The 11,410-nt window shown below is 71.3% G+C and carries 12 protein-coding genes and 1 pseudogene; 7 read left to right on the top strand and 6 right to left on the bottom strand.

Annotated elements, in window-relative coordinates:
* The 3 genes and pseudogenes from GT354_RS54970 to GT354_RS38025 all read right to left on the bottom strand — a co-directional run.
* Positions 1–210, bottom strand: a pseudogene (locus tag GT354_RS54970) (trehalose-phosphatase); the annotation flags it as partial.
* 234 nt (positions 211–444) lie between these two features.
* Entirely contained in the window at positions 445–891 is a 447-nt protein-coding gene (locus GT354_RS38030) for an SRPBCC domain-containing protein (protein WP_161360945.1), read from the bottom strand.
* Positions 892–1,157: 266 nt separating this feature from the next.
* A complete protein-coding gene (locus tag GT354_RS38025; protein ID WP_237535856.1) occupies positions 1,158–1,709 on the bottom strand; it encodes a DUF4262 domain-containing protein in 552 nt (183 codons plus the stop codon).
* 409 nt (positions 1,710–2,118) lie between these two features.
* Between GT354_RS38025 and GT354_RS38020 the strand changes: the two genes are divergently transcribed.
* The 3 genes from GT354_RS38020 (at position 2,119) to GT354_RS38010 (ending at position 5,795) form a co-directional block, all read left to right on the top strand.
* Entirely contained in the window at positions 2,119–2,610 is a 492-nt protein-coding gene (locus GT354_RS38020; RefSeq protein WP_346012357.1) for a nuclear transport factor 2 family protein, read from the top strand.
* A gap of 554 nt (positions 2,611–3,164) precedes the next feature.
* A complete protein-coding gene (locus GT354_RS38015; protein WP_161360944.1) occupies positions 3,165–3,302 on the top strand; it encodes a hypothetical protein in 138 nt (45 codons plus the stop codon).
* A gap of 858 nt (positions 3,303–4,160) precedes the next feature.
* Positions 4,161–5,795, top strand: coding sequence for an MFS transporter (locus GT354_RS38010; protein WP_161360943.1), 1,635 nt, complete (start codon positions 4,161–4,163; stop codon positions 5,793–5,795).
* Positions 5,796–6,016: 221 nt separating this feature from the next.
* Here the strand turns inward: GT354_RS38010 and GT354_RS38005 are convergent, their stop codons facing one another.
* The 3 genes from GT354_RS38005 to GT354_RS37995 all read right to left on the bottom strand — a co-directional run bounded on the left by GT354_RS38005 (position 6,017) and on the right by GT354_RS37995 (position 7,641).
* Complete coding sequence (locus GT354_RS38005; protein ID WP_161360942.1) at positions 6,017–6,610, bottom strand: flavodoxin family protein; 594 nt, start codon at positions 6,608–6,610, stop codon at positions 6,017–6,019.
* Between the two features lie 120 nt (positions 6,611–6,730).
* Complete coding sequence (locus tag GT354_RS38000) at positions 6,731–7,231, bottom strand: SRPBCC family protein (protein WP_161360941.1); 501 nt, start codon at positions 7,229–7,231, stop codon at positions 6,731–6,733.
* Complete coding sequence (locus GT354_RS37995; protein WP_161360940.1) at positions 7,228–7,641, bottom strand: metalloregulator ArsR/SmtB family transcription factor; 414 nt, start codon at positions 7,639–7,641, stop codon at positions 7,228–7,230. Before GT354_RS37995 ends, GT354_RS38000 begins: the two co-directional genes overlap by 4 nt.
* A 136-nt stretch (positions 7,642–7,777) precedes the next feature.
* Here GT354_RS37995 and GT354_RS37990 point away from each other — a divergent pair, with 136 nt between their 5' ends.
* The 4 genes from GT354_RS37990 (at position 7,778) to GT354_RS37975 (ending at position 11,374) form a co-directional block, all read left to right on the top strand.
* Positions 7,778–8,551 (top strand): aminotransferase class IV family protein, encoded by a 774-nt coding sequence (locus GT354_RS37990; protein WP_161360939.1) that lies wholly within the window; start codon positions 7,778–7,780, stop codon positions 8,549–8,551.
* A 119-nt stretch (positions 8,552–8,670) separates the two neighbouring features.
* Complete coding sequence (locus GT354_RS37985) at positions 8,671–9,351, top strand: hypothetical protein (protein ID WP_161360938.1); 681 nt, start codon at positions 8,671–8,673, stop codon at positions 9,349–9,351.
* Between the two features lie 203 nt (positions 9,352–9,554).
* Positions 9,555–10,181 (top strand): RNA polymerase sigma factor, encoded by a 627-nt coding sequence (locus GT354_RS37980; RefSeq protein ID WP_161360937.1) that lies wholly within the window; start codon positions 9,555–9,557, stop codon positions 10,179–10,181.
* The gene (locus GT354_RS37975) at positions 10,178–11,374 is read left to right on the top strand and encodes a hypothetical protein (RefSeq protein WP_161360936.1); all 1,197 of its coding nucleotides are present in this window, start codon (positions 10,178–10,180) and stop codon (positions 11,372–11,374) included. Before GT354_RS37980 ends, GT354_RS37975 begins: the two co-directional genes overlap by 4 nt.
* Positions 11,375–11,410 lie beyond the last annotated feature (36 nt).

The following is an 11,410-nucleotide window of genomic DNA, read 5'->3' as shown; positions in this document are numbered from 1 at the left end:
GTCCCACGCGCCGAGCGACCGGAGCAGGCCCGGAAGCGCGAGCCGCACCTCGTGCACACCGCTGGGCGGCTCGGGGGCGGTGACCCGGTCGGTCCGGGCGTCCCATCGCTCCAGACCGTAGTGGCCCGGCACGACGAGGTGTTCGAGGCCCTCGACGCCGCGGAAGCGGCCCTACTCGACCGCGACGGCGGCCGGGCGGCGGCACACCAGCTGGTGAACAGCCGTACACACGCCGGGAATCCGGACGGTACGACGTCCGTGACGACGTGTCCGCGCGATTGCGCGTCGGGGATCCACCGCTCGTGCGTCCAACGCGTCACGGCGTTCGGATCGGGGAGCGGTTCGGGCTCGCGCACGCCCGGCAAGCTCCCGGCTCGACGGCGGGCGCCGGGCAGTGGATGTTCGCTGCCGGGCCGGCGCCCCTCGTCGTGCGTCGGGTCGTGCTCAGCTCTGCGAGGCGACGTGGCTCACGAAGGCGGCCAACAGCATCTCGCTGCCCTGCCTGGCCTCGTCGGATTCCTCGGCGGTGTCGGTGACCTGGCTCAGGTCGAGGCGGGTGCGGGCGCCGAGATCGTGCAGGCGCAGGTCCACCGCGGCGGGCTCTCGCCGACCCGGGACGTTCATGAGGGTGACCAGGTGACGGTTGACCACGACGTCGCCGTACGAGCCGCTGAGCGGGTACTCGGCGCCGTCGGGAGTGATCAGGATCGCGCGCCACGTGCCGCCGGGGCGGACGTCGAGGTGGACACTGTCGGGGGCGGCGTTGAACCAGACCGCGAAGTGCTCGGGCTCGGTCCACATCGCCCACACCTTCGCGGGCGGCGCGTCCAGTTCGCGGGTGAGGGTGTAGCGGTATCCCGGGTTCGCGGTCGTGTAGGTCTCGGTCACCATCGTCGTCTTCTCCTTCGTACTGCGGGCGTTACCCGCTCCCTGGTGCCTGCCGCGCCGCGTGGGGGGGTGATGCGTGTGCGTGCGTGGTGCGCGCTGCTTGGAGGCTTCGAAGAGGTAGACGGACGCCCCGGGAAGAACTCATCGGTGCCGGCGGAAGTTTCCTCACCGGTCGGTCGACCGACCGACCGCCCGCCGGTTTCACCCGGGCCGGGCGGGGCGGCGGGGACGCGACCGGCGGTCGGCGAACGGCAGCCGGCGGTCGGATGTCAGATGACCGATGCCGTCCAGATCCCCGTCGGGTGTTTCTCGGGAGTGAGCCACAGGCGGGGTTGGGAGTCGCGGTGGCGCTCGTCGCTGTCGTCCTGCCACAGGAAGTTGCCGCCGCGGTCCGGCCAGAAGACCTGCAGGATCGGGAACGGCGGCTGACGGTAGTACTCGATCGCCCGGCCGAAGAAGGTCCGGTACCAGCCCAGGTCGACATCCCGAAAGGCCAACGGGTAGCGCTCGATCACGCCTTCGCGCTCCTCGTCGGCCACGAACCGCTCGCCGACCGCGATCAGGTCGCCGAGGCTGTTGAGCAGCGTCTGCATGACGGTGACGTCCAGGCCGAACATCACCAACTCGGGGACGCGGTGCGTGTGGAACAGCCCGATCGTGTACGCGAAGCCCGGCCCGTCCTCGTCGGCCGGCACCATCACCACGCCCCAACCCCGGTCGCGGATGGTGTCGACCGTCCACTGGTCCATGTGGTCCCAGTCGGCGCGGTCGCCGTAGTCGTGGCACGTGATGCATCGGCATTCGGGCAGGTCGGAGCGCATGGAGGCAGAATACGTGGGTCGGTCGGCGGGTGCCGCCGGCGGTCTCGGCTCGGATGGGCCGTGTCCGTACTCTCTCCCGCAGCGGCGGGAACGCCCGGAGACGGATCAGGGGCCGACGCGCCAGGCGTGGACCGAGGGCGACGTGCCGGGCGTTCCGGAGGCGGTCACGCGGCGACCGGGGCCGTGCGTGGTGCATGTGGGTGAGCCTGCCCGGTGCCGTGGGTGCGTGCTCCTGGGTGATCACGCCCGTGGCGGCCGTTGAGGCGGAACGCGGCGACCGCCGGGGGAGGAGCCCGGGAGGGGGCCGTCGGCAACCGGGGAGCGCGACGGCCGATTGCCGCCGGCGGATCGGCGGCGAGGGCGCCAGGGTTGGGCCGTGAGTACCGAAACCGAAGGTTCCAGGCCCCGCGTGTCCGATGCCGAGTCCAATGCCGCGGCCGACACGGCGTCCGATCCCGGGTCGGCTGTCACGGCCCACACCGCGTCCGACGCTCGATCGGTATTGGAGCGGTTCTTCGCGGCCGAGGCCGCCTACATCGCCGGCGGCGGTCGGGGGCGGGCGGACTTCGGCGACCTCGCGGCTTGTCTGGCTCCGGATGTGGTGATGTACCAGGCGCCCGGATTGCCCTACGGAGGCCCTCGACACGGGCCCGCCGGGATCGAGGACTTCATGGCCGCGATGGGGGAGGCATGGCGGGAACTGGAGTTCCTGGACCAGCGGTTCGTGGTCGAGGGCGAGACGGCCGCGATCCTCAACCGCGGGCGGTTGACGGCGCGCGCCACCGGGCGGGTGTTGGAGACCTGGGTGATGCAGATGATCACCGTACGAGACGGCCTGATCAGTGAGATCCGCCCGTTCTACTGGGACACCAAGGCGGTGGACGCGGCGCTGCTGGACTGAGGGCGGGCCGCCGCCGAGTCGGCCCGGTAGCGGCGACTTGGCCAAGGGACGCGAGACCCGGGCAGACATGCCATCGGCCGGTCGAGGCCGCCCGCACTTCTCTCGGGCGGCTGCCCTTCGTTCGACAGGGCGCCGGTACCGAGGCGTGGGACCTCGGGCGCGCCAAGGCCAACGCTTACGGCCTTGGCTGGACGTTGGGCGGGATTGGCCGAAACGGCGCGGTCTGCCGTGGTGTTGCCCTCCGGCGCGGCGGATGTCGTGAACGGGCGTCGAGCGCCGCCTGTGACGTGTTGCGGTGGGCCGGTATGAGGCCGGCACGGCGCGCTGCTCCCCGTCGTCGCGCTGCGGGCGATCGGGGGCGGACCGCCCAAGCCGAACACGCCTGCGTGGGGCGCGGAGCTCAAGGCGATCCACGATGCGTTTCGCCGTGAACTCGCCTTGATCCGAGCGGAGAACGCCGCTGCCGGCCCTGGACTCTCGGCACGCAGTTGCGGATGTACTGCCTGACCCCCTGTCAGGGGCTGAACCACCACCACACCGGCTAGGACGTCGGGATGTACAGGTCGGTGGCCGGACGTCGCCTCGAACTCGCGCCGACCATGGGCCGGTTGGGCCGGGAGTACGAGAGGTTCGCGGCCCTCCTCGACGACTTGAGGGCGGCGGCTCTCCCGATGCGGACCGCGTGTTGGTAGCGGGGAGGAGCGGGCGGCCGACGGGGAAGTCGGGGGCTCATCTGCTGTAGGAGGAGGAGCCGCTGCTTTCGATCCTGGACGCGGTGGCGCTCCGAACCGGGGACGTTGGTTGTGGGCCGATGGCGGACTGCGGAAAGCCGATGGGCAGACGGTTTGCCGGGTCGACTGAGCGGGGCCGTGGCCGGCGGTGACTCGGCCTGAACCGGGATCGGCAGCGCAGCGGTCCCGTCCGAGCGTGGGCGGGGCCGCTGTTCGTGGTGCCACGGTCCGTTGGGATCGGTCCAGTGTCGTGCCAGTGTCGTGCCGGGGCCCGGAGTCAGGCAGGGCCGGGGCCGGGGCCACGCATCTCCCGCCCCGCCACGCCACTTCCCGCCCCGCCCCCGCGCGGATCTACCAGTGGCTTTCGAAGCAGTGGTGGCCGGGCCCGGAAACTTCTCTCCCGCATCCGTCACATCTTCTCGTCGCAATCCGTCAGTGCGGTGACGCAGCAAACGAAGAAGCCGAGGAAGCCGAAGAAGCGGCGGATGCCCGTCGAACCCTGACCGGAACCACAGCGACCGAACAACGTCCGAGAGCGCGGCGCCCCAGTCCCGGCCCTCGCGGCCCTCCCGACCTTCCCGACTCTCCCGGCCCCCCGGCGTCGCCCGCTCCGACACCGCCGGCCTCGCCACCACCCACACCACCACGCGCCCACACCACCACGCACCCAGCCGGCAGTTCTCCCGTGCCGCCGTCGCGCGCCGTCCTCCCGCGCCGCAGCAGTAGCCGCAACGTCGCGGTCGACGACCGCGCCGCCGCTCCCGACTTCCGGGAGCCGCCACCACCGCACCCGATTCCGCCCAGCCGAGGAGCTTCGCCATGCCATCTTCCGCAGACGCGACCGCAGCGACCAACCCGCCCGAACGGTCCGGTACTTCGGGCCGCCGGGTAGGGGCGGGCGCCGGCGCGATCCTGGCCTTTCTCTGCCTCGGCCAGTTCATGGTCTTCATCGACGTGTCGATCGTGAACCTCGCGCTGCCGTCCATTCAGTCCGGCCTCGACATGTCCGACGTCAGCCTGAACTACATCGTCACGGCCTACGCGACCGTGTTGGGCGGATTCCTTCTTCTCGGCGGACGGCTCGCCGATACGTTCGGTCGTCGTCGGATGCTGCAAGCCGGTTTCGTCGTGTTCGCGATGGCCTCCCTCGCCTCGGGCCTCGCGCAGAACGGGACGATGCTGATCACCGCCCGCGGCTTCCAGGGGCTCGGGTCGTCGCTCATCGCCCCGGCCGCGCTGTCGATCCTGACCAACACCTTCGCCGAAGGCGCCGAACGCAACAAGGCCCTCGGCATCTGGGGTTCGCTGTCCGGCGTGGCGTCGATCGTCGGCGTCATCCTCGGTGGCCTGCTCGCCGACGGGCCCGGCTGGGAGTGGATTTTCTGGATCAATGTCCCGATCGGCCTCGGCGCCGCGCTGCTCGCGCCGCGGATCGTGCCCGAGAGCCTGGCCACGGAACGCCGCCGTCCTTTCGACGCGGCGGGAGCCGCGACGCTCACGGCCGCGCTGCTTCTGCTGATCTTCACGCTCGGCGAGTCCGGCAACGTGGGCTGGGCGACCTTCCGCACCATCGGGAGCCTGGTCGGCGTGGCCGTGCTCGCGGCGGCCTTTCTGGTGATCGAGTCGCGCGTCGCTTCGCCGATGATGCCGCTGCGGGTCTTCCGCCTGAAGACGATGCGGACCGCGAACCTGTCCGCGGTGCTGGTCTTCGGCACCTTCGGTGCGCTGTTCTTCTTCGCGAGCCTGTTCATGCAGCAGGTCTACGGATACTCGCCGACCAAGGCCGGCTTCGCCTATGTGCCCCTCGCCGTCGCGGTCGCGGTCGGCGCGGGGGTTGCCTCGGGCCTGATCACCAAGGTCGCGGCGCGCCCCGTACTCATCGCCGGGCTGGCCCTGACCATCGCCGGCCTGTTGCTCATGTGGCGGGCACCGGCCGACGGCAGCTACGTCGTCGACCTCCTGCCCGCGTTCCTGGCTCTGGGCTTGGGGTGTGGCATGTGTTTCGTGACGCTCCAGATCGCCGCCTTCGTCGGGATCACCGACGAGGAGGCGGGTTTGGGCGCCGGTCTGATCAACACCAGCCAGGAAGCGGGTGGCGCGCTCGGCCTCGCCATCGTCGCGACCATCGCCTATCACGGGATCGCCGGCGACCTGGCCGCGGCGGGCGGCGACCACATCCTGATCCGGGACGCCCAGGCCGCGGCGAATCACGATGCGTTCCTGGCGGCGGCGTGCTTCGGGTTCGCGGGGCTGCTGTCGGCGGTGTTCCTGATGCCGAGGGGTAAATCCTCGATGAGTTCGGCGGACGCGTTGGCGGGTACGGACGGCGTGACCGCTCCCGGTGCCGCTCCCGCTCCCGTTTCCGCTTCCGTTCTCGCTCCGGTGCCCGAGGCCGAGGTCCTCGCCGCTCCGCTCGACGCGAAGGCGGAGGTCGGCATCGACGTCGAGCGATAGGACGGCGCCGGCCATCCACGTCGGGGCCGGGCGATGAAAGGGCCCTCCCCCGCGGACGGAGCGGGACCTGCGGTGCGTTCCACCGGAAAGATGGATTCCGGGGTACGCGCCGCAGGCGTTTGCCCTCGCCTTGCGCGCGGCCTTCGGTTCGGCCTGCGGCCGCTCCCGTCTCGGCTCTTCGGCTCGGAGCGGTCTGCCGCCGTTGGCCCGGCCGCGCGTGGCTACGCCGCCTCGTCCACCCTGCGGCCGGCCAGAAGTTGGGCCGTCACGTGGGCCACCCGACTGCCGAGGTGTCGGCACGTGAGCAGATCGGACGTGTGGACGTGCTCGGCCGACGCGTCGACGTCGGTCTGGGTGCCCGCGCCGAGCCAGAAGCCGAGGCGGTTCGGGTCGTTCTCGCTCGCTGTCGAACTGTTCCAGCCCGGGCCGAGCCCGAGGTTGACCCAGTGCATGTGGTGCTGGGCGGCGAACACCACGAGCGAGGTCAGCGCGTGCAGCTTGTCGCCGCTCTTGGCACCGGAGTTCGTGAAGCCGGCAGCGACCTTGTCCTGCCATGCGCCGCGCGTCAGGCGCTTCGAGGTGGCCTCGGCGAACGTCTGGAATCCCGCCGACACATTGCCCATGTAGGTGGGGCTGCCGAAGACGATCGCGTCCGCGTCGTCGAGCAGGTCCCACTGCGCCGCGGTGAGGTCGTCGACCGCCAGTACGGTGGCCGCGGCGTGGGCCTGTCGCGCGCCGTCGGCCACGGCCTCGGCGAGGGTGGCCGTGTGGCCCCACCCCGAGTGGTGGGCGACGACCACGTTGGGTCGGTTCATGATGATGCTCCCGTTCGTTGTGACGGCCGTTGCCGTGGGGGCGGCGACGGGGTCGCGTGGGGTGAGTATTCGGCAGAGGACAAGGCGATGGGTGAGGGGCAGGACTGCGCGGGTGCCGACTCAGGACCGGGCCGGATACCCGCGCGCGACCTCGCGGTAGCGCTCGGTCCAGTCGGGCGGGATCGCCCCGGCGAGGTGGGATTCGAGTCGGTCGAGGAAGGCGTGCGTGCCGGGGCCGAAGCCCTTCGCGGTCGGGACGCCCAAACCGCGGTGGCTGAACGTGAGCACGGTGCCGTCCCCGTCGCGGGCCAGCTCGTACCGGACCACGCCGTCCTCGGCGACGGCCTGCCGCCACTCGTGTTCCAGTACGTGCGGTGGGTCCCACACCAGGATCCGGCCGGTCATCCGCTTGCGGTCGACCGATGTACGCGGCCCCGAGGGCACCATGTCGATGACGCCGCCGACGCGGCCCTCGAGGACGGTTTCGCCGAACCAGGACGCGCGGCGGTCCGGATCGGCGATGGCCGACCACACGTCTTCGATCGGGTACGGCAGGCGCCGGACGAAGACGAGCGCGGCCTGCTCGCCGTCCAGCACCAGGCGTCCGTAACGGTCGTTCACGACGTTTCCTCCGGTTCCGACTGCCTGGGTGCCACGTGCGGTGTCGCCTCGTGCCGGGTTGACTCGTCTTGCGGCGCCACGTGCCGAGTCGCCTCGTGCCGCGCCTCGTCTCGTGTTGCCAAGTGCTGCTCCAAGGCGTCCAGATGCCGTGTCCAGTAGCGGCGGTGGCGACCGATCCACTCGTCGATCTCGGCCAGCCCGTCGGCCCGCAGCGCGTAGATCCGGCGCTGTCCGTCCTGCCGGACGTCGACCAGGCCGACTTCCCGCAACACGCGTAGGTGTCGTGACACCGCGGGCTGGGTCAACCCCGGCAGCGTCGCGACCAACTCGCCTGCGGAGCGTTCGCCCTCGGCCAGTACATCCAGCAACGCCCGCCGGCTGGGCTCCGCGACAGCTTCGAAGACGTCCACACGAGAAGTATTACTCGTGACGTATATAAGCGCAACTTGATACAAGCTCGGAGTGCGCAGGTCGGGTACCGCGTGCCGCAGGCGCGAGCGGCCACCGTACGGAAGCCGGGTGCGTGGGTTCTGCCAGACTCGTCGGGTGGAAATCAACGGCGCGCCGGCCGACCCCGACGACCTCGCAGCTCTCGCCCTTTCGAACATCGGGCACTTCACGAGCATGCGCGTCGACGACGGCCGGGTACGCGGGCTCGACCTGCACATGCGGCGCCTCGTCCGGGACTGTCGCGTCGTGTTCGACGCCGACCTCGACCCCGATCGGGTCCTGGCGTACACCCGCCGTGCCGCCGCCGGGCGCACCGGTGCGTTCGTCGTCCGGATCACCGTGTTCGACCCGGCGATCGGCCTCGCCAACCCGCAGGCGAGGGCCACGCCGCACATCCTGGTGACCACGCGCGCGGCCGGGGCGATGCCGATGCCGCCGCTGAGTGTGCGGCCCGTCGTCTACCGGCGCGACGTGCCGTACGTGAAACACCTCGGCCTGTTCGGTCAGCTCCGGCAGCGGCGCGCGGCACTTCTCGCCGGTTTCGACGACGCCCTGTTCGTCGAGCCGGACGGTCGCGTCTGCGAAGGCGGCACGTGGAACGTGGGGTTCGTCGTCGACGATCGGGTGGTGTGGCCCGACGCGCCGTGCCTTCGAGGTGTCACCGCCGACCTCCTCAAGCACCTCCACCCGTCGACCGAGGAGCCGGTCCGCATCGACGAAGTCGGGGCGGTACAGGCCGCGTTCGCGACCAACACCGCGATCGGTGTACGCCCGATCCGCCGCATCGGCGACCACGACCTGCCCGTCGACCACCCCTTGGTCGCCCGCCTCGGCAAGGAGTACCGCGCCCTCACCGGCGAGAAGCTGTAGGCCCGGCGAAATTCCGGGGGCCGCCGACCGGGGATCAGCCGAAGGTCGGACGGAGGACGCCCCGTCGGCCCGGTTCACTAGCATGCTGCCGTATGAACTCGGGTTACTCCGGAGGCGGCGTGTCGAGACGCGTCGTCGTGGCCGGCACCGCCACCACCCTGCTCCTGGTCGGGGCGTTCGGCAACCAGTGGTTGTCGGAGGACCTGTTGACGCGGGCCCCCGACGACGAGGGCGCCGAGGCCGTCCTCGCCCGATTGAGCATGCCGCACTGGGTGATCGACAAGAGCGGTGTGTTCTCCGACGTGGAAAGCGCGTACGTGGCGGGCTGCCTGCTCGGCGTCGCGGCGCTGCTCGTGACGGTCGCACTCGTCCTGCGGGTCGCGTCCCGACGCAACGGCTTCAACCCGTTCATCTCCGGGTGGTTCTCGCTCGTGCTGGGCGGCGCGGCGTACATGTTCACGGCCTACCTGGTCGCCGGCGGTGCGGGCCACTTCGTGGTCGTCCGGGGCCTTGCCGACAGCTCCGGCGGCAAGTTCGCCGTCGGGTCCGGGGGCCGGTCCACGGCCGGGGTCGTCGACGCGCTCGCGAGCGGCGGTGGCTACGGGCTGCTCGCGGGCTGGCTGGTCGGCATCGTTGTGGCCTTCGTCGCCGCCGGCGGCACGGTCCGTACGCTCTTCCGGGCTTCGCCTCCCTCGCCACCCTCGCCTCCCTCGGTGCCGTACGGCTACCAATCCGCGGCCGTCCCGCCGCCGGGTGCGCCTCCGGCCGCCTACCCGCCGTACGGCGCGAATCGTTCCTGAGGGCGCCCGAGCCACGGCGTCGACGCGCCGACGCACCGACGCACCATCGGCGGCGAACGGTTTCGAACGGCTCCGCCGACTTCCGTCGGGTGGCCGTCCGGCAGCCGTCAGGGGGCGGTCCGGCAGCCGTTCGGCAGGCGTCTCGCCGGAAGTAGCCTTCGCGGCGGCGGGAACCCGGGGCACGGCCGTGCACACATAAGAGCGTGAACACTCCCACCGAGACCGACCGCGAGTTGTGGGACAGGGCCTGTCGGGGCGAACGATCCGCGTTCGGCGACCTGTTCGACAGACATGCGCGTGCGGTCCACAACTTCCTGTTCAGGCGCACCGCGTCGTGGGCGGACGCCGAGGACCTGACCTCGGCCGTGTTCCTGCACGCGTGGCGTATCCGATCGGAGGTCGTCCTCCACCACGACAGCGCGTTGCCGTGGCTGCTCGGCGTCGCCCGCAACCTCGCCGCCAACAGTGGGCGGGCGTTGCAGCGCTATCAGGCGCTACGGGCGCGGCTGCCCGCCCCCGCGCCGAGTCCCGATCACGCCGACGACGTCGCCGCGCGTCTCGACGACGAACGCGCGATGGCGGCCCTGCTCCGTGCGGTGGCCGAACTCCCGGAGCGCGATCGCGAAGTCCTCGAACTGTGCGTCTGGAGCGGCCTCGACCACCAGGCCGCCGCAGCCGCGCTCGGCGTCGCGGTCGGCACGGTCAAGTCCCGGTTGCACCGGGCTCGCGCCCGGCTGCGCGGCCTCGTGGTTGTGGGGCAGACCGCCGACGACACCCGCTCGGACGCGGCGGCCGATCGTCGGTCCCCGATTACCAAGGAGGCGTCGTGACGATCCCCAACCGCCCGCCCGCCGACCGCGACCTGCGCGAACACGCCGTGCGACGGGCGGAGTTGCTGGCCCTGCTCGATGACGCGGACAACCTCGACAACTTGGACGGATCTGATGGCTCGAACGGTTCGAACGGCTCGAATGGCTTGGTCGGTTCGGACGGCTCGAACGGCTCGAACGACCTGGTCGGTTCGGGCGGCTTGAACGACGTGAACGGCTTGATCGGCATCAACGGGCTCGACCGCTTCGACGACGTTCGCGCACAGCCCGGGGCGCGTCGTCGCGGGGTCGTCGCGCGCTTCCGACTCCCGCTCCTCGCCGCCGCGTCGGTGGCTGCGCTCGTGACCGGCATCGCGGTGGCCCTGCCCGACGGCGACACGCGATCCCACCACGCGCCCCCGGCAGAGGCGTCGAATGCGCCCACACCCCCGCCCGTCAGCGCGACGCCGGCTCCGACGGCGAAGCCGTTCACGTTGCCCGCGACCATGGTCGCGGTGCCCGCGGGGCGCGAGTTGCCCGAGGCCCTCGCGCGTGACTTCGTGTATCGCTGCGTACTGACCGTGCCCAACGCCGAAGGCCGGGCGCAGACCGCGTTGGCCGCGACCTTCCGGCCGTACCTGGCGGTGCGGACACCGAGGCCGGGTCGGCCCGACCTGTACTTCGCCGTCGCGGTCGACGATCGCGCCCGCATCGTTTCATGCAGTGGGGACGCGGGGCCCGACTCGCTCCCCTCGCCCCTCCACGGGCCGAAGGACGACACCGCTTGGATGCCCGGCCCCATCGAGATCGAAGGCGGCGAAAGCGACTCGAAGCAGGGCCGCTGGACCTTCGCGGACTGGGGCCGGTACACCGGCGCGGTCACTCGCGTCACCGTGGACCATGGTCTCGGTGAACGGGACGTACTCATGGCGGGTGGCATCTGGTACGGCACGATGTCGGCGAGCCGGGCCGGCGAGCCCGAACCGACCGGCGACGCCCGTGTCCGCGGTTACGACACGTCGGGCACGTTGATCTGGGACTCCGTCGACCACGACAAGGGCGAGTACGACTGCATGCGCACGCCGGACGGCCGTGTCCTCGGCTATCTCGCCGCGACCACGAGCAACCCGAACGACCCGAGCAACCCGAACGGCCCGAACGGGCAACGGGACCCGGCGACTTGCCCAAGTGCCGTGTCGTGGGCCGTGCCGTAGACCACGGGGCTTCACCCCGCCCCTGCGGCCTTGGAC

This window comes from Streptomyces sp. SID3343 (assembly GCF_009865215.1).
In the GTDB taxonomy this organism is placed as follows: domain Bacteria; phylum Actinomycetota; class Actinomycetes; order Streptomycetales; family Streptomycetaceae; genus Embleya.
This window is presented reverse-complemented; position numbering and strand designations above follow the sequence as displayed.